We start from the raw sequence: 18,248 nt of genomic DNA, 5'->3' as shown, positions 1-18,248 counted from the left end.
TTTCAACGCGCGGTTTCTGCTTGTAAGCTGGCGCCGTCAACCGAACGGAGCCGTCGTGGCGCGTATATTGCTCGTCGAGGATGATCCGTCGCTGGCCCGGGGCTTGGCCGGATCGCTCAAGGCCGTCGGCCATACAGTCGATGTGGCGGAGGACGGCGAAACGGCGTTGCTGGCGGCGCTCGACGAGCCGTTCGGTCTTATAACGCTCGACTTGGGCCTGCCGGATATATCGGGGCTGGAAGTCCTGCGGACGCTTCGGTCGCGCGGAGTCAAAACGCCGATCCTGATCCTGACGGCGCGCGATGCGCTCGAGGATCGCGTCGAAGGGCTCGATCTCGGCGCGGACGATTATCTGCTCAAGCCGTTCGAACCGAGCGAACTTGAAGCGCGTATCCGTGCGTTACTGCGCCGTTCTCAGGGAGAGGCATCGTCGGTGATTGCGGTCGGCAAACTGGTGGTCGATCAGGCCCATGCCACGGCCGCAGTCGATGGGCGCATGCTCGATCTGCGTCGGCGCGAATGGGCGCTGCTCGACCGTTTGCTCGCCCGGGTCGGGAAGGTCGTCTCGAAGGATCGCCTGGCATCGGAAATTTTCGGCTTCGACGAGCCGGTCGGCCCGAATGCCGTTGAGGTCTACGTCGCGCGACTGCGGCGCAAGCTTGGCGACGATGGACCCGAGATCCGCACCATCCGCGGGCTCGGCTATATGTTGGTCGGCGACTGAATGAAGATTTGGCGGCTGGGCCTTCACGGCGGCTCGCTGACCGCGCGTCTGCTGCGCAGCATGGTCCTGCCGATGGCCGGTGTCGCGTTGCTCCTAGGCTTCGGCGGCGCCATCGCGATCAGGGGCGCGGTGCAAGCGGTCAGCGACCGGATTCTCGGCGCGGCATCGCGCGCCATCGCCGAATCGCTCAATGTGGAAGACGGCGAAGTCGCGCTGAACCTGTCGCCGGCGATCTTCGGGATGCTCGAGGATAACGAGCGCGACAACGTCTATTACAGCGTAACATCGCTCGGCAAAGTCGTAACCGGCTATAGCGATCTGCCCAACATCGCGCCTCGCGGCTTGCGCGATACCGAAGTCGTGTTCAGCGACGCGGTCTTCAAAGGGCGCCCGGTACGGATCGTGGCGGAAGGACGGCGCCTCCCCGGGATCGGCCAGCCGGTGATCGTTGAAGTTGCAGAAACGCTGGGTGCGCGCGAGCGTATCGTGCGCCGCCTGCTAATCGGGCTCGCCATTCTCGAAGCGGCGTTGATCGGTCTCACCGCCGTCCTTCTGCCGGTTGCCGTGCGATGGGGCATGCGGCCGCTGATCCGCTTGCGCGCCGGAATGGACCAACGGCTCGGCTCCGACCTTCAGCCGCTGCCGACCGAGGACGTGCCGGTCGAGTTGCGCGATCTGGTCCGCGCGTTCAACGGCATGCTGGCGCGTCTCGATGCCACGCTGGAAGGCATGCGGCGCTTTACCGCCGATGCCTCGCACCAGATGCGCACGCCGCTGTCGATCCTGCGCACGCATATCGCGCTACTGCGCAAGGCGCCGCCGGACAGCGAGGACGCGGCGCATTCGATCGACGATATCGACCACGCCTCCGCGCGGCTGCAGCGCCTCCTCGTGCAGCTGTTGGCGCTGGCGCGCGCCGACAATGCGGCGGTCGCGCCGGAGGCGGCGGAAATGATCGAAGTCAATGACTTCGTTGCGACCGTCGCGTCCGACCATGCGGCAGACGCGGTGCGCGAAGGGATCGAACTGAAGTTCGAACGCGCTGCCACCGAGCTTCGGGTGATCACGCACCCCGGCTTGTGCGCAGAACTGATCGGTAATCTGATCGACAACGCGATACGCTACAATCGTCCGGCTGGATCGGTCGAGGTGTCGATCGAACCGGTGGCGGGCGGCGCCGATATCGTCATCGAGGACGACGGCCCGGGGATTTCCATCGCCGACCGCGAAAAGGTATTCACCCGCTTCACGCGCCTTGACCGCGACAATCGACGGCCGGGGAGTGGTCTGGGCCTGCCGATCGCGCGGGCGCTGGCCGAAGCGATCGGCGCTACGCTTCGTCTCGATACGGCGCGATCCGGTCAGGGATTGCGGGTGACGGTGGGGCTCCGGGCCGCGCCCGCAACCTGACAGCATCGTGACAGCTTCGCGGCGTACCAGCACCATCAAGCGACAGAGCCGCACCCACGCGCGCCGGCTGAACCTGATGGAGGGGATTTTGCACAAGCTCATGTTTTCCGCCGCGATGATCGCGCTGCTCGCCGGTTGCGGCGGCAGTTCGAGCGGCAATAGCGCGACCAACGCGAGTGGCGACAATACGACGACCGCTGCCGGCGGTTCGGCCTATTCGATCGACCGCGTTGCGCTGCCGGGCGAAGGCCGTGGCGACTATCTGACGGTCGATGCCGAAGGCCGCCGTCTCTACGTCACGCATTCGACGCAAGTTCACATCCTCGACCTCGATACGTTGAAGCCGATCGCCGCGGTGACCGGCCTGAAGGCGGCGCACGGCGTCGCGCTCGACACGACGGGCGGCCACGGCTTCGTGTCCGACGGCGACGCCAATGCCGTCATCATGTTCGAGTTGGCGACGGGCAAGATCCTCAAGTCGATTCCGGTGGGCAAGAAGCCCGATTCGATCCTGCGCGACGCTGCGACCGGCAACATCTTCGTGTTCAACGGCGATTCCGAAGAAGTGAGCGTGATCGACCCGGCCAAGGCCGCCGTCGTCGGCACGATCAAGCTGCCCAACGGTCCCGAATTCTCGCAGTCCGACGGCAAGGGCAAGGTCTGGGCGAATATGGAAGAAGGCAACGATATCGCCGAAATCGACGCCAAGACGATGAAGCTGATCCGTACGATAAAGCTCGACGGCTGCGACGGCCCGGCGCCGCTCGCGTTCGACCCGGTCAATCGCCGCCTGTTCAGCGGATGCGGCAACAAGACGATGGTTGTGACCGATGCCGATGCCGGCAAGGTCGTCGCCACCGTGCCGGTCGGCGGCGACCCCGACGGCATTTCGTTCGACGTCGACAAAAAGCGTATCTTCGTCGCCAATCGCGACAAGAGCTGGACCGTCATCTCTCAGGATGGCGCGGACAAATATTCCGTCGTCGAGAACATGCCGATCGACGAATACGCCAAGACCGTTGCCGTCGATCCGAAGACGCATCGCCTGTTCACCTCGACCGCCGACCTCGAATGGCCGCCCAAGCCGACCAACGGCAAGAAATGGTTGCCGAACGCCAAGTCGGGCTCGTTCCGCTTGCTGGTCGTTTCGGAAAAATAAGCACGGTGCGGCGGGCGGCGGCATCGATCCGCCGCCCGACCGTCCCGGCACGAGGGGAGAGCCGACATGGCTGAAGCAATCACGGTCGCACCGATCGACGAAACGCACACGATCGACGGCGAAGAAGGTCCGCGCCTTTGGTGGCGGATCATGGACACCAAGATCGGGATCGTCCCGGTCCCGGTATTCGTCATTATCGTCGCGATGATCGCGGCCTTCGTCGCCCGCGGGGAAGTGCCGGCCGACCTCACGACCGCCATCCTCATTCTCGGCGCTGGCGGGTTCGCCTGTGCGGAGGTCGGCAAGCACATTCCCGTGCTCAAGAAGGTCGGCGCGGCGGCCATCCTGGCGACGTTCGTGCCATCGTTCCTGGTTTATGTCGGTGCAATCCCGAAACCGCTCAAGACGGCGATCTCGGACTTCACCGAGCAGAGCAATTTTCTCTACCTCTTCATCGGCTCGATCATCGTCGGATCGATCCTGGGCATGGACCGCAAGATGCTGATTGGCGGGTTCCTGCGGATCCTGGTCCCGATCCTAGCCGGCTCGATCGTCGCGGCCATTGTCGGCTGCACGGTCGGTACCGCGCTCGGCCTCGGGTTCAAGCACACCGCCTATATGATCGTCGTGCCGGTGCTCGGCGGCGGCGTCGGCGAAGGCGCGATCCCGCTGTCGATCGGCTATGCCGCACTGAGCGGTGCGAAGCAGGGCGACCTGCTCGCCGAAATTCTGCCCGCCGTGATGTTCGGCAGCCTGGCCGCGATCCTGATGGCGGGAGGCCTCAACATGCTCGGCAAGCGCAAGCCGCACCTGACCGGTGAGGGTCAGCTTCAGCCGGGCGAACATGATGTGCATCTGAACGAAGGCGAAGCGCCGCGCTTCATGCCCGATCTGCAGACCATCGGCGGCGCGGTCGTCCTGGCGATGACGCTCTACACGATCGGCGCGCTGGTGCAGGACTGGACCAAGTTTCCCGGGCCGGTGACGATGCTGTTCCTCGCCGTCGTGCTGAAGCTCGGCAAACTCTTCTCGCCCAAGCTCGAGCAGGGCGCGTATCGCAATTACCAATTCTTCGCGCAGATCGTGACCTATCCGCTACTGTTCGCGATCGGCGTCGCCAAGACGCCCTGGGAAAAGCTGATGAGCGCGTTCACCTTCGCCGAGATCACGACGATCTTGGCGACGGTCGCTAGCTTGGTCGCGACGGGGTTCTTCGTCGGTCGCTTCGTCAATATCTACCCGGTCGAATCTGGGATCATCACCTCGTGCCGCGCGAGCCAAGGCGGCACCGGAGATGTCGCCATCCTCAGCGCATCGAACCGCATGAACCTGATGCCGTTCGCGCAGGTTGCGACCCGGATCGGCGGGGCGTTGACTGTCACGTTGGCGATCGCCCTGGTCGCCAAGTTCGGCATGTAATGCCGGCGGGCCGCCGGGATGGACGCCGGCGGCCCGCAAACATTGGCGATTTGTATAAATCCGGAAACACGTCACCAATCTCGGCTCAGTCAAAGCCGACACAGGGAGGATGCCGTGTTGAAAGTGCTCGTCGCGGAAGATGATGCCGAAACGCGCGATTACATCGAGCGCGGCCTGCGCGAGCTCGGCCACACCGTGGTCGGCGCGGCGGATGGTCGCGATACCTTGTTCTTCGCCACCAGCGAGCCGTTCGACGCGATCATTCTCGACCGCATGCTGCCGGGCCTTGACGGCATGACGATCCTCAAGTCGATCCGTGGCGCCGGCGTCGATACGCCGGTGCTGATGCTGACCGCCCTGGCCCGCGTCGAGGATCGGGTGGAGGGACTCGAGGCCGGCGCGGACGACTATCTGGTCAAGCCGTTCGCGTTCACCGAACTCACCGCGCGGCTCAACGCGCTGTCGCGCCGCCCCGCCGCGGTCATGGCGGAAACGACCTTACGAATTGGCGACATCGAGCTCAACCGATTGAAGCATGAAGTGCGCCGCGGCGGCCAGCGGGTCGATTTGCAACCGCGCGAATATGCGTTGCTCGACGAATTGATGACCAATGCCGGTCGCGTCGTTACCCGCACGATGCTGCTCGAGCGGGTGTGGGATTTTCACTTCGATCCCAAGACCAACATCGTCGAAACGCATGTCAGCCGGTTGCGCTCGAAGCTGAACGCCGGGTTCGATCACGACCCGATCCAGACCGTGCGCGGCTCGGGGTATCTGTTCGATGCCTAGGCTCACTTCCTCGACCGCCTTTCGCTTCGCGACGTTCTACAGCGCGACGTTTACGCTGCTCATCCTAGCGCTCGGCGCCGCGATGTACTGGGCGATCCGCCACGAGCTCCGATACGATCTCGATCAGCGGGTGGTGACCGAGCGCGATGCGGTCGGGCGTGAAGCGGCGGTAACGGGCTTGGCGCATGTCGTCGCCGAACGGGCGAAGCGCGAGCAGGGCGATATGCGCTATGCGTTGCTCGACGCCAGCGGACGGATGGTCGCTGGCCGTGCCGTCGTCGCCGCGCCGTCGCTCGGTTGGTCCGACATGAACTTCGTCAAGAACAACGGCCAGCCCGATGCGACCCGGGCCTTCTCCGCGCGAACGCCCGACGGCGGCTTGTTGATCGTCGGTGCGGATCCGGAAGCGATCGAGGGGCTCGACGAGCGGATCATCCCGCTGTTTGCAATTGCATTCGGTCTGATCGCCGTGATCGGCGCGTCGGGTGCGTTTCTGTTGAGCCGCATGCTCGGCGGGCGGTTGGAAAACGTCACGCGCACTGCTCATGCGATCATCGGCGGCGATCTGGCGCAGCGCGTTCCGCTGTCGGGCCGCGGCGACGAGTTCGATCGCCTATCGGCGACGCTCAACCAGATGCTGGACCGCATCGCGGCGCTGCTCGACAATCTGCGCCAGGTATCGAGTGACGTGGCGCATGACCTGCGCACTCCCGTCGCGCGACTACGGCAGAAACTGGAATTGGCGCTGACCGGCGATCGCGATGCGCAGGAATTGCGCGGGGCGATGCAACATGCCGTCGGTCAGACCGATGACATTCTGGAGTTGTTCTCCGGAATTCTGGCGATTTCGGAGGTCGAGGCGGGAGCGTCGGTCGCCAAACAGGAATTCGACCTCAGCGCACTCATCAGCGATCTCGCGGACATCTATCAGGCGGTCGCCGAAGAGGACGGCAATCGTCCGTTCGAACGGGATATTGCGGCAGGTGTCGCGCTGAACGGCAACCGAGGTTTGATCGCGCAGCTCACCACCAATCTGCTCGACAATGCCCTACGCCATACGCCATCCGGTGTCGGGATCGGGATCGACCTGATATCCGATGCGGAAAACGTTACGATCGCGGTTTCGGATCGTGGGGCAGGTATTCCGCCCGCACAGCGCGACAATGTGTTTGCCCGCTTCACGCGTCTCGAAGTCAGCCGCACCACGCCCGGACATGGCTTGGGCCTCAGCTTGGTCGCGGCGATCGCCAAGGCTCACGGCGGCACGGTCCGTCTCGACGACAATCATCCCGGAGTGAAAGCAATGGTCATACTTCCCCGGCGGCCGCTGTGAAGCGGGCGCTGCTTGCCTTGGCGCTGACCGGCAGTGTGTTGTCGGGCTGCGCCAGCTATCAGCGATCGCCGCTACGTCCTGCATCGGACGTCTTGGCCGCGCCGGACCCGGCAATCTTGTCCGCCGACGCGTCGAAGATCGACCGCCCTTATCTGACGCCACAGGCGATCGACTTGAGTCAGCCGCTGACGCCCAACGCGCTCGCGGTGATCGCGGTGCTCGAGAACCCGGACCTGAAAGCGCAGCGTGCCAAAAGCGGCGTCACCGACGCGCAGGCCTTCTCCGCGCGGCTGCTGCCGGATCCGACGTTCGGCGCCAATTTCGACAAGATCCTGTCGGGCCCCGACGTGTTCAACGCATTCGGTGCGCAGCTCGGATTCGACCTCAACGCGATCCGCACCGCGCGCGTCACGCGTGAATCGGGCGAGGCGGCGAAACGGCAAGTGCGGCTCGATTTGGCCTGGGCCGAATGGCAGACGGCGGGGCAGGCGCGGTTGCTCGGCGTCCGCGTGCTCGCGCTCACGGAGCAGTTGAACATCGCGCGTGAAGCCGCGGCTTCGGCGCTGCGGTTGTTCGAAGCAGCGCAGCGCGCCGCAGGGCGAGGGGATGTGGCCGCATCGGAACTCGATACACGCCGCCAGGCATTGGTCGATTCATCGAGCAAGGCGCGCACGGCCGAGAGCGATCTCGCGACGGCGCGTGGGGAACTCAACAAGACGCTTGGCTTGCCGCCGGAGGTCGAGGTCAAGCTTGCACCGCCAGCGGCCTCGCCGGTGCCACCCGACAGCGCGACGCTAGTCGCTCAAGCGCTCGAACGCCGGCTCGACTTGCAGGCGTTGCGCGCGGGATACGGGGTTGCCGAGGCCGACCTTCACAAGGCGGTGCTCGAACAGTTCCCTAACCTGTCGCTGACGATCGCCGGCGCGCGCGATACCGCCAACAACTATACGGTCGGCCCGGCGATCGGCTTCGCGCTGCCGCTGTGGAATCGCAACCGCGGCGCCATCGCGGTCGCCACGGCAACCCGCGAGCAACTAAAGGCGGAATATGACGCGCGGCTGTTCCAGACCCGGGCGGAAATCGACACCGCGATCAAGGGGCTGAGGGCGCTGCGCCGCCAGCGGACCGAACTGGCTGGCCAGTTGCCTGCGTTGCAGAAATATGCCGACGCGACAGAACGCGCGGCGAAGCGCGGCGACCTGTCGCTCGCGACCGCCGACACCGCGCTGCAGGCGATCCGCGATCGCCGCCTCGCGCTTCTCCAGATCGATCAACAGATCGCCGAACAAACCATCGCGCTCGAACTTCTATCGGGCGGCCCCAGTGAAGGATGGACCCGATGAAGACGCTCGCATTTCTGCCGCTGTTCCTGCTCGCTGCCTGTGGCGGCGGCGCCGAAGAGGAGAAGGCGCCCGAACCCACGGCGCAGGTCCGCACCGCGCCGGCGGAGCTTGGGTCGTCGACCGACGCGGTATCCGTCTATGGCGCGACCGAAGCGACGCCGGGCAGCACGCGCGCGATCATCGCGCCTGCCGAGGCGATTGTCGTGTCGGTCTCCGCGCCGACCGGGACCGCGGTCGGCCATGGCGCGGTCGTCATTACCCTGCGCGCTAGCCCCGCCACGCAAGCCGCGATCGCCAAGGCGGCGGCCGACGCCGGTCAGGCGCAGGCCGCCTATCAACGCGCATTGCGGCTGCGCAAGGACGGGCTGGTCAGCGATGCCGATGTCGAGACCGCACGCGCCGCCGTCGCCTCGGCTAACGCCGCGCGGATGGGCACTGGAATGGGCGGCAGCGTGGCGCTGCGCGCGCCCGTTGCCGGCACCGTCCAGAACCTGACGGTCAAGCCGGGCGACCAGGTCGCCGCCGGCACGTCGCTGGCGACGATCGGGACGCTGGGCGATTTGCGCGCCAAGTTCGGGGTCGATCCGGCGCTCGCGCCGCGGCTGCATCCGGGCCTGCCGATCAAGATGAGCACGATCAACGGCGGCGCCGAAACCGACGCGACGATCATCGGCGTCGATCCGCAGGTCGATCCGACTACGCGGCTGGCATCGGTCTATGCCGCCGTGCCTGCCGGCATGCGGCTGGGCGCCGGCGAGCCGCTGCGCGCGTCGCTCCAGGTCGGGGCGACCGCGACGGGCATCACCATTCCCTATGCCGCGCTGCTCGACAATGGCGGCAAGAGCTACGTGTTCGTCGTCAAGGGCGGCGTCGCCAAGGAGCGCGAGGTGTCGCCGGGCAATTCGATGGGTGACCGTATCCAGATTCTGAAAGGGCTGCAGCCCGGCGAACGCGTCGTGATCGAGGGCGGAACCGCGCTCGAAGACGACATGAAGGTCGTCGAACCGGCGCCGGCGGGAGCGAAGAAGTGAGAGAGCTTCTCCAGCGCCATCGCCGCTCGATCTGGCTGAGCGTCTTCCTCATCTCGCTGGCGGGTCTCGCCGCGGCGACCCAGTTGCCGGTGACCCTGTTCCCGCACATCGACTATCCGCGCGTCGTCGTCTCGATCGACGCGGGCGAGCGCGATGCGCAGCAGATGGAAGCCGACATCACGCGGCCGGCGGAAATCGCGTTGCGCGAAATCCCCGGGGTCACGCAGATTCGATCGACTACCAGCCGCGGTTCGGCCGAGGTTGCGCTCAGCTTTGCCTGGGGCGACGACATGGTCGCCGCGACCAACGCGACCCAAGGCGCGCTGGCGACGATCCTGCCCGATCTGCCGACCGGCACGCGGTTCAGCGTGCGGCGATCGGACCCGACGATCTTCCCGGTGCTGGGCATTTCGCTGACGTCGAACAAACGTGACGGCGTCGCACTGCAGCAACTCGCGCAGCTGAAGCTTCGTCCGTTGCTCTCGACGGTGTCGGGCGTGGCAGGCGTCGATGTCCTTGGCGGTTCACCGCAGGAAGTTGTGGTCGAAGTCGATCCCGGCAAGATGCAGGCGGTCGGGCTGACCATCACCGACGTCACTGCGGCGCTGACCGCGGCGAACAGCGTTGCGGCGGTCGGCAAGATCGAGGATCGCCATCGCCTGTACCTTGCGCTGGTCGAAGACCGGCTGACGAGCGAAGCCGATATCGCGGCGGTTCCGGTAAAGGCGGGCAGCACGCCCGGCGCGGGGGTGACTTCGCTCGGCCAGATCGCGACGATCCGTCGCGCGCCGGCACCGGCCTGGACCAAGGTGACGTCGAACGGCACGAACGCGGTGCTGGTCAATATCCGCCAGACGCCCACCGCCGACGCCGTCGCGTTGGTCAAGGATGTCGAAGCGCGACTGAAGAGCGTGTCGTTGCCGTCGGACGTCAAGGTCAGCAATTTCTACGATCAGTCGGAACTGGTGACCGGCGCGGCCAATTCGGTGCGCGACGCGATCCTGCTCGGCGCGCTGCTCGCGGGCGTCGTGCTGTTCCTGTTCCTGCGGTCGTGGCGTCTGATGGTGATCACCGCGGCGCTGCTACCCGCCGTGCTGGCCGCGGCCTGTCTGGCGCTCCTGTCGTTCAAGATGAGCTTCAACATGATGACGCTCGGCGGCATGGCTGCGGCGGTCGGCCTGGTGGTCGACGACGCCGTTGTGATGCTCGAACATCTCATGCGACGCTTGCAGGAAGCCGATCACGATCATCAGAGCGAACGGCCATCGATGCTGGCGGCGGCGCGCGAGATGGCGCGCCCGCTGTTCGGATCGACCGCGGCGACGATCGTCGTGTTCGTCCCGCTGGCGTTCATCACCGGGGTCACCGGAGGCTTCTTCAAGGCGCTGGCGGTGACGATGGTCGCGGCGCTCGCGGTATCGCTGCTGTATGCGCGCTTCGTGCTGCCGATCATTGCCGACGGCTGGCTCACGCTCAAGGATGCCGAAGCGGCGGACAAGGCGGAGAAGTTCACCGGCCCGATCGTCAACCGCTACGGCCGTATGACCGAGCGGGTATTCGCGCGGCCCGGTCTGGCAGCGGGCGTCGTTGCGCTGGTCCTCGTCGTGCTCGGCGGGTTCGCCTGGACCAACCTGCAGTCCGGCTTCATGCCGGTGATGGACGAAGGCGGTTTCATCCTGGACTATAAGGCAAAGTCGGGCGCCGCGCTCAGCGATACCGATCTGCTATTGCGCCGAGTGGAGAAGATCATCCGCGAAACACCTGAAGTCACTAGCTATTCGCGACGTACAGGCGTCCAGCTCGGTGGCGGCCTTACCGAAGCCGACGAAGGCGATTTCTTCATCCGGCTCAATAATGACGGCAACCGCCGCGACATCGAAGAGGTGATGGCCGAGGTTCGCCAGAAGGTGCAGGAGCAGGTGCCGGGTCTCGAGATCGAAACCGCGCAGCTGATGGAGGATCTGATCGGCGACCTTACCGCCGTGCCGCAACCGATCGAGGTCAAACTGTTCGGCGACAATCCCGACGAGCTGTCGGCCTCGACCGAAAAGGTGGTGGGTGCCTTGGAGAAGATTCAGGGCGTGGTCGAAGTCGCGAGCGGCCTGCGTGTCGCCGGCGACGCGATCATCATAAAGGTCGATCGGGCGGCTGCGGCGCTGGCCGGTGTCGATCCGGATGTGGTGTCGAAGCAGATCGAGACTCAAACCGGCGGCACCATCGCGACCCAGATCCTGGCCGGCGAGCAAGTCGTCGACGTCCGCGTCACCGTTCCGCAGGACCTGCGCCGCCGCGCCGACTCGCTTGGCGCGATGACGGTCCGCGCCACCGATGGGCGCACGGTCGCACTGCGCCAGATCGCGTCGATCAGCATCGCCGCCGGCCAGCCGCAGATCACGCGCGAAGACCTGGCGCCGTTCATCCCGGTCACCGCCCGGCTTGAGGGTAAGGATCTCGGCAGCGCGATGAACGAAGTACAGGCGGCGGTGAAGGCGCTCAATCTGCCGTCGTCGGTCCGCGTCGATTATGGCGGGCTCTATCAGCAGCAGAAACAGTCGTTCCGCGACCTCGCTACGGTGTTCGTCGCCGCGCTGTTGTTGTCGATGCTGCTGCTTACTTTGCTGTTCGAGAATTGGGCGTTCACCGCTGCAGTGATCGGGACGGTAATGCTATCGACGACCGCGGTGTTCATGGGATTGTGGGTGACGGGGACCGAGCTCGACATTTCGGCGCTGATGGGGCTGACGATGGTGGTCGGGATGTTGACCGAGCTCGCCATCTTCTACCTGGCGGAGCTTGAGCCGGGCCGGCCGATCGATGGGCCGAGTTTGCTCGAAGCGGGCAAGGCGCGGTTGCGGCCGATCCTGATGTCGGCGCTGATCGCGATCCTGACGCTGGCGCCGCTGGCACTCGGCTTGGGCCGCGGATCGGGGCTGCAGCGACCGCTCGCGACCGCGATCATCTTCGGGCTGGCGGTGGGTGCGCCGCTGGTGCTGACGATCCTGCCCACGCTGGTCCTGCTGCTGACCAAGTGGCTCGGCGGCAAAGCCAAGGACCAGCCCGATCCTCAGGCAGAGCTCGCGACAGCCTGATGACAGCGCACTGACCTAATTCCGTTGCCGTGCACGGCGAACGATCGTGCCGGCATCGGAGGGGTTGATGATCAAGGCTTGGGGGATTGCGACGGCGATCATCGGCGTCGCTTTCGTGCTGCCCGCGACCGCGCAAACCTATGGTGACACGCTTACCGCGACGCTTGCCGCCAAGCGCCCAGATATCGTCGCGATCGCCATCGATGCAAACGGGAAGGGCGGTAAGCCCATCCATATCGCTTGGGGTCCGCAGAACGGCCCGTCGTCGAGCGCGCCGCTGGTCAATGCGGTCGGGGAGCCAATCGGCACCATAACAGTTTGGGCGCGCAAGCTGATCGACGCAAAGCCGGTCGCGCGCGCGGCGTCGCGTCGCATCTATGTCGCCGACAACCTCGCCGAGCCCGACCCCTTCGTGCCGGGCGCAGTGCGGGCGCCACGGGCGCAGGCGTTGGTCGACACGATGATCGACGCCTATCCCGATCTCGTCACGCTCGCGATGCACGTCGCGCTGCCGGGGGCTCAGAACACCATCATCGCTTCAAATTTCGGTCGCATCGGCAAGGCGGCGGACAAGGATGACGACGACGTCATCGCCAACGGCATCGTTCGCAAGGAAGTGACCAATGGAGGCCGGCGGCTGGCGGTCGAATTGCCGCAGCTCGATGCGCGGCGGCGCGTGATCGGCGCGCTCAGCACAAGTTTCACGATGAAAGATGCAGCCGACGAGCCGCGCGTGTTGGCGCGCGCGATCGCGCTGCGCGACGCGCTCGCCCGCCGAACCCCATCGGTCGCCGCGCTCGCTGGGAAATAGGCGACAGCTTCCCGTCAGCTTGGCGCGCTAGGCCGGGGTCAACAATCAAAGCCAGGAGAGGTATTATGAAACGCAACTTCTTGATGATCGCCGCCGCCGCCGGGCTGGGGCTCGCCGCGGTCGCCGGTGCGCAGACCGCTGCCCCGGCCGCCCCAGCGAAGAACTGGACGCCGCCGGCGGCCAAGATTTACGCGCAGGTCTTGTCCGACGAGACGATGAAAGCGCATCCCGAACTCCTGAGCGTGACGCTGCATGGCGTGCCGCCGGGAATGACCGACGCCTATACGATGTTCGCCGGCTCGTATCCCGACCGCATCGGCAATCCGGACGATCCCGATGATATCGACGTGTCGAAGAAGGGCATCACCATCGTCGATCCGCGCTGGCATCGGACCAAGGACACCAGCCCGAAGTTCGTCGTGCTGATGCCGATGCGCGACGCGCAGGGCAACAATATCGGCCTGGTCGTCTATGCCTTCAAGGTTCCCGTCGCCGGCAACCAGTATGAGCGCACGCTCTACACGAAGGCGCTCGATCTGCGCGATGCGCTCGCGAAGAAGATCCCGAGCTACGAGGCGTTGTTCGCTCCCGCGAAGTGACGATGTCGGGCCGCATCGATCGTGGCGTGGGCCGAAGCATCTTCGGCCTCGATCCCGCCGGCTATCATGCGGCCCGGCTCGATTATCCAGACGCACTCTATGAACGCATCTTCGACCGCGCGGATTTCCCCGTCCGCGCGGTCGTCGAAATCGGCGCGGGTACGGGACACGCGACGGCCAAGCTGCTTGCGCCGGGTGTCGAGCGGCTCGTTGCCGTTGAGCCCGATGCCGCACTCGCCGACTATTTGCGGACCACGTTTGCCGGCGGCCCGGTCGATGTCGTCAACAGCGACTTCGTCGCCGCGCCGATCGACGGCAGATTCGACCTCGCGGCGGCGGCCTCATCTTTCCACTGGCTCGATCCTGACGCCGCGCTAGGCCGAATCCATGCTCTGTTGCGACCCGGAGGGCGCATCGCTTTGTGGTGGAACGCCTATCGCCAGCCAGGGATCGGCGATCCGTTCGCCGACGCGACGATGCCACTGCTCGACGGCATCGATCTGCCACCGTCGGAATCGATGCGCGGGCATTATTCGCTCGATGCCGATCTCCACATCGGACGGCTGCGCGAAGGCGGGTTCGACGCGATCGAGCATCACGTCTTTCGCCGCGAACGTATGCTGTCGGCCGCCGATGCCCGCGCGCTGTATGCCAGCTATTCGTTCGTCCGCGCGTTGCCCGACGATCGTCGGACAGCGTTGCTCGATGCGATCGGTGATCTCGTCGATCGTGAATTTGGCGGGTCCGCGCCTAATGTCGTGTTGACCGCGCTCTATCTCGGCCGGCGCACCGCTTGATCGAGCTTCGCCAGTTCGCGTTTAGCTTCTGCGGCGGTCAGCGGGAAATAGCCTGAATAGCGGACGCGTTCCTGGCCATCGCGGCTCAGGATGAAGTGCAGGAAACCCGCGACCTGCGGCGAGATCGCGCCATATGCCAGCCGAATGTACATATAGCGCGTCAGCGCATAGCGACCTGTCGAGGCACTGTCGGCGGTGAGTGGGATGTACCGCCCGTCGGTGCCGGCCACGTCGAGCGCGACCAGCGTCGGATCGCCTTCCTCCAGCCCGCCGAATCCGATCGCCGCGGGGTCATCGACGATCGCCTTCGCCGTGGCCGCAATCGGTGCTTCGGTCGCCTTGGCGTTCCAGCCGCCGCCGTTGAGCACCATCATCTGCATCGACATCGCGTTCGGCGCGACGCGGGGCGGCATGCGGACGTGGATCGGCCGGTCGGTCCAGGCGCCGGTCAGCCCGAGTTGACCCCAACGCGTGATGGTCGGGTCGGCGCCGAAGATGCCGGCCAACTGCGCCATGGTGATCCGACGAATGGGATTGGCGGGATTGACCAGGATCGCCTGCGCTGTCGTGCGCTGCGGCGTGTTGAAACCGCCGCGCGCGACGGCGATTTCGACCGGCGCACCTGGGCCATAGACAGATCGCCAGTCGGCGAGCTCGTCCGGCCACAGTTCGCGTCCCATTGGCGCGATATCGGTTTGGCCATTGAGCAGCGCATCGAAGCCGTTGAGCGTCCCCAGATGTTCCCAGATCTCGCCCTTGCGAATGCCGGGTTGGAGCGCGGCGAAGCGGCATTCCCAGCTATCCATCAACGCCTTCATGCCGTCGCTGCCGACACTGCGGATCGGACCGGCCAAGCGCGCCGTCGGGCGATAGGCGGCCAAAGCCGGATCGAGCGCCGGGACGAATTCGTCGAGCTTGGCGCGTTCGTCGGCCAGCGCGGCAGGGTCGAGCGGCGTAAAGCCCGGGGTTCCGGCGAGTACCCGCTGCCCCTCTTCGCTGAGCGCCAGCGCGATGAAATTGGTGATACGCGCGGGAAGGGGCGCGCCGGGCCGGCGGTTGAGCGCGATTCCGGCGGGACGTCCGCCGATCGAGCCGATCCGGACGATCAACGGCTCCTTGATCATGTCTCCGTGGAATTGATGCTCGTACGGCGCGATTTCGGCGGGGGCGAACGGGCGCATGACCGGTGCGATATCGGCAAGGTCGAACATCAGCGCGCCGACCGCGCGCGCACCGCTGCCATATTCCCAGCGCGTCGGGGCGCCGCTCGCCGGATGACGTTGCCGGTACAGCGCAAGCAATCGGTCGAGCGCGGGCTTCATCGCGCCGTCGCCGACCGCACTGGGCGCGCGTGCCACGGTCGCGTCGGCGGCGCACACCAACGGCGCTGCGGCGGCAGGCTGGGCAAACGTTGCGGCAGCTATTGTCAGGGCGGCGAGGGTCAGGCGCATTCTTGTCTCCATCCGATCCGTCATCCCGCTCCCGTGCGAACCCGGCAATCCGACGGATTGCCTATACCCATCGGGCGATCGTGAGACGCGACAGCCTGATGACAGCTACCCGGTCCTACACCCGTCAGGAGGCAAGCGAACGAAGAGTCGCTGTCCAGGAGAAGGAGCACTGAGATGCGTCTGGGTCGCATCGCCGTCTGGCGTCACCTGATATCGCTGATTGCCTGCGCTGCGGCGGTCCTCGGCGCTTTTTTGCCGCAATCGGCGATCGCTGGTCCGCGCATGCAGCGCCTGACGCTGGTCGTGCCCGCAGCTGCGGGCGGTGGCTGGGATTTAACCGCCAAGGCGATGAAGACCGCGCTCGAACGCGAGGGGTTGGTGGGACAGGTCAGCATCGTGCGGTATCCCGGCGCGGGCGGCCTGATCGGCCTCTCCCAGTTCGTATCGCGTCATCGTGGCGAAGACGACGTGTTGCTGATCGGCGGCCTTGTCATGCTGGGTGCCGCGGTTCGCGACGAGGCGGCGGTAACGCTGCGCGACGTTACGCCGATCGCACGCCTGACGGGCGAATGGAGCCTGTTGGCCGTTCGGCAGGATTCGCCGATCCGCACCGTCGCCGACCTCAAGGTGGCGCTGAAGCGCGACCCCGCCGCATTGCGCTGGCTGGGCGGCGCGCTCGGCGGCCCGGATCAGGGCCTGGTCTGGCAGATTGCGGAGCAACTCCGCATACCGCTCGACGAGGTGACATATTTCGGCCGCGCCGGGGGCGTCGGGTCAGCGATTCGCTGATGGAGGGTCGCGGCGATATCGGCGTCGGCGGCTACGCCGAATTCGCGCCCCGGATCGCCAGCGGGGAATTTCGCGAGCTCGGGATTGCCGCGCCGGATCGTGTCGCGGGCGTCGATGCCGCAACTTTGCGCGAGGGCGGGCTTGACGTATCGATGATGAACTGGCGCGGCGTGTTCGCGGCGCCCGGACTCGCCGCCGACAAGCAGGATCGGCTGACCGCGTTGATCGCGACGATGGCGCGGTCGCCGAGCTGGGCAGAACAGCTGCGCGCCAATCGCTGGGCGGATACCTATCTGGATGGCAGCCCCTTGCTGCAATTCATTGATCGCGAGCAGACCCGCTGGGCCGGGCTGATTAACCCGCCGACCCGGTCAGACGACCAGCCGATCGAGGTGTCTAGCCTGCGGATGGGCTGGGGCAGGTTCGCGCTGCTGATGACCGCGATCGGCGCGCTTGTCGCCTTCGCCGCGTCGCTGTGGTTCCAGCTGCGCCGCCGCCGCCGTGCTTCCGCCGACCTGGAAAAGCGCTGTGGAGAGCTTGCCGCAAAGCTGCAGAGCAACACGATCACCGCGGGCAAGCTGGTGAAGGACGGGATCGACATCGACTTCAGTGACTGGAAACTGTCCGGGGCCGAATGCGATGTCGCGTGGCTAATGCTGCGCGGATTGCCTTTGCGAGAAGTCGCCGACGTGCGCGGGACGAGTGAACGCACCGTTCGTCAGCAGGCTCAGGCGATCTACCGCAAGGCCGGTCTGGAGGGCCGTTCGGACCTTGCCGGCCGCGTGTTAGAGCGCTTCATCTAGGGCATTGCGCCGATGCTTTGCGTCATACGACGGATCGATTCACGGGGCCGCTTCGGCAGCATCGGGCGATGCTCATGCCACCGGATCTTCGCCCAGCGGATTTCGTCCGTTTTCCACGGCGATCGCTCCTGTTGCTCGCGCTCGCGGGGGTTGCCGGGACGGCGTTCGCAGCGACGGCGCCACAATCCTACCGTACGAATGCTCCGCAATTGCAGGGCAAACTCACGATCGTCGGCGCACGCGCCATGGCGCGGGTTGTCGAACGCTGGGTGGCGATCTTCCGCCGCGAACATCCGGACGTCGATGTGATCGTTGCTCCTGCTGGATCGGGCGTCGTCGCCGAAGCGCTGGCCGACGGCGTGGCCGATGTCGCGCCGTTGCCGCGCGTGCTGAACCAGAGCGAGCGCGGTCTGACAATGGCGTCGAGCCGCGATCCGCGCGGCGTCGTTGTCGGGTTCGCTTCGGCGAGGGGGCAATCAAGCGCTCGACCTTTGGTCATCTATCTCAACAAAGCGACCGGTGGACAGCCGAATGGCATTGCGACCGAATTCGCGCGCGTGGCGCTCAGTCCTGAAGGTCAGCGCCAATTCGCCGCGGGTGCCCTGACCGGCGTGGAGCGCAAGCATGCCTTGTCCGCGCTCGGCGGTCTCGTCGGTGGCATGCCGGCAACGGCACAATGAAGAAGGGATTGGATTTGATGC

The 18,248-nt window shown here is 65.8% G+C and carries 16 protein-coding genes; 15 read left to right on the top strand and 1 reads right to left on the bottom strand.

The window, feature by feature from the left end; translation table 11 throughout:
- The first annotated feature begins 55 nt into the window (after nucleotides 1-55).
- From FPZ24_RS10930 to FPZ24_RS10875, 12 genes are all read left to right on the top strand, one after another.
- The gene (locus tag FPZ24_RS10930; RefSeq protein WP_240047427.1) at nucleotides 56-724 is read left to right on the top strand and encodes a response regulator transcription factor; all 669 of its coding nucleotides are present in this window, start codon (nucleotides 56-58) and stop codon (nucleotides 722-724) included.
- Nucleotides 725-2,134 carry a sensor histidine kinase gene (locus tag FPZ24_RS10925; RefSeq protein ID WP_146571918.1) on the top strand — a complete coding sequence of 470 codons (1,410 nt, stop codon included), beginning with the start codon at nucleotides 725-727 and terminating at the stop codon, nucleotides 2,132-2,134.
- 88 nt (nucleotides 2,135-2,222) lie between these two features.
- Nucleotides 2,223-3,293: a YncE family protein gene (locus tag FPZ24_RS10920; protein ID WP_146571916.1), complete on the top strand. Its 1,071-nt coding sequence runs from the start codon at nucleotides 2,223-2,225 to the stop codon at nucleotides 3,291-3,293.
- 66 nt (nucleotides 3,294-3,359) lie between these two features.
- Entirely contained in the window at nucleotides 3,360-4,712 is a 1,353-nt protein-coding gene (locus FPZ24_RS10915; RefSeq protein WP_205012832.1) for a 2-hydroxycarboxylate transporter family protein, read from the top strand.
- A 117-nt stretch (nucleotides 4,713-4,829) separates the two neighbouring features.
- The gene (locus tag FPZ24_RS10910; protein ID WP_146574401.1) at nucleotides 4,830-5,501 is read left to right on the top strand and encodes a response regulator transcription factor; all 672 of its coding nucleotides are present in this window, start codon (nucleotides 4,830-4,832) and stop codon (nucleotides 5,499-5,501) included.
- Nucleotides 5,494-6,834 carry a sensor histidine kinase gene (locus FPZ24_RS10905; RefSeq protein WP_146571914.1) on the top strand — a complete coding sequence of 447 codons (1,341 nt, stop codon included), beginning with the start codon at nucleotides 5,494-5,496 and terminating at the stop codon, nucleotides 6,832-6,834. The genes FPZ24_RS10910 and FPZ24_RS10905 overlap by 8 nt, the downstream gene beginning before the upstream one ends.
- Nucleotides 6,831-8,177: a TolC family protein gene (locus FPZ24_RS10900; protein ID WP_146571912.1), complete on the top strand. Its 1,347-nt coding sequence runs from the start codon at nucleotides 6,831-6,833 to the stop codon at nucleotides 8,175-8,177. The genes FPZ24_RS10905 and FPZ24_RS10900 overlap by 4 nt, the downstream gene beginning before the upstream one ends.
- A complete protein-coding gene (locus tag FPZ24_RS10895; protein WP_186728769.1) occupies nucleotides 8,174-9,208 on the top strand; it encodes an efflux RND transporter periplasmic adaptor subunit in 1,035 nt (344 codons plus the stop codon). The genes FPZ24_RS10900 and FPZ24_RS10895 overlap by 4 nt, the downstream gene beginning before the upstream one ends.
- Nucleotides 9,205-12,297, top strand: coding sequence for an efflux RND transporter permease subunit (locus tag FPZ24_RS10890; protein ID WP_146571908.1), 3,093 nt, complete (start codon nucleotides 9,205-9,207; stop codon nucleotides 12,295-12,297). Before FPZ24_RS10895 ends, FPZ24_RS10890 begins: the two co-directional genes overlap by 4 nt.
- A 67-nt stretch (nucleotides 12,298-12,364) precedes the next feature.
- A complete protein-coding gene (locus FPZ24_RS10885) occupies nucleotides 12,365-13,108 on the top strand; it encodes a hypothetical protein (RefSeq protein WP_146571906.1) in 744 nt (247 codons plus the stop codon).
- A 65-nt stretch (nucleotides 13,109-13,173) separates the two neighbouring features.
- Nucleotides 13,174-13,707, top strand: a complete 534-nt coding sequence (locus FPZ24_RS10880) for a hypothetical protein (protein WP_146571903.1) — start codon at nucleotides 13,174-13,176, stop codon at nucleotides 13,705-13,707.
- A 2-nt stretch (nucleotides 13,708-13,709) separates the two neighbouring features.
- The gene (locus FPZ24_RS10875; RefSeq protein ID WP_146571901.1) at nucleotides 13,710-14,504 is read left to right on the top strand and encodes a class I SAM-dependent methyltransferase; all 795 of its coding nucleotides are present in this window, start codon (nucleotides 13,710-13,712) and stop codon (nucleotides 14,502-14,504) included.
- Here the strand turns inward: FPZ24_RS10875 and FPZ24_RS10870 are convergent.
- Nucleotides 14,480-15,955 carry a PstS family phosphate ABC transporter substrate-binding protein gene (locus tag FPZ24_RS10870; RefSeq protein ID WP_186728767.1) on the bottom strand — a complete coding sequence of 492 codons (1,476 nt, stop codon included), beginning with the start codon at nucleotides 15,953-15,955 and terminating at the stop codon, nucleotides 14,480-14,482. The genes FPZ24_RS10875 and FPZ24_RS10870 overlap by 25 nt on opposite strands.
- A 174-nt stretch (nucleotides 15,956-16,129) precedes the next feature.
- Here FPZ24_RS10870 and FPZ24_RS17195 point away from each other — a divergent pair, with 174 nt between their 5' ends.
- The 3 genes from FPZ24_RS17195 to FPZ24_RS10860 all read left to right on the top strand — a co-directional run bounded on the left by FPZ24_RS17195 (nucleotide 16,130) and on the right by FPZ24_RS10860 (nucleotide 18,227).
- Nucleotides 16,130-16,744, top strand: a complete 615-nt coding sequence (locus FPZ24_RS17195; protein ID WP_186728765.1) for a hypothetical protein — start codon at nucleotides 16,130-16,132, stop codon at nucleotides 16,742-16,744.
- Nucleotides 16,744-17,547 (top strand): tripartite tricarboxylate transporter substrate-binding protein, encoded by an 804-nt coding sequence (locus FPZ24_RS10865; protein WP_186728763.1) that lies wholly within the window; start codon nucleotides 16,744-16,746, stop codon nucleotides 17,545-17,547. Before FPZ24_RS17195 ends, FPZ24_RS10865 begins: the two co-directional genes overlap by 1 nt.
- A 209-nt stretch (nucleotides 17,548-17,756) precedes the next feature.
- Nucleotides 17,757-18,227: a type 2 periplasmic-binding domain-containing protein gene (locus FPZ24_RS10860; protein WP_186728761.1), complete on the top strand. Its 471-nt coding sequence runs from the start codon at nucleotides 17,757-17,759 to the stop codon at nucleotides 18,225-18,227.
- Nucleotides 18,228-18,248 lie beyond the last annotated feature (21 nt).

The organism is Sphingomonas panacisoli (genome assembly GCF_007859635.1).
In the GTDB taxonomy this organism is placed as follows: domain Bacteria; phylum Pseudomonadota; class Alphaproteobacteria; order Sphingomonadales; family Sphingomonadaceae; genus Sphingomonas; species Sphingomonas panacisoli.
This window is presented reverse-complemented; position numbering and strand designations above follow the sequence as displayed.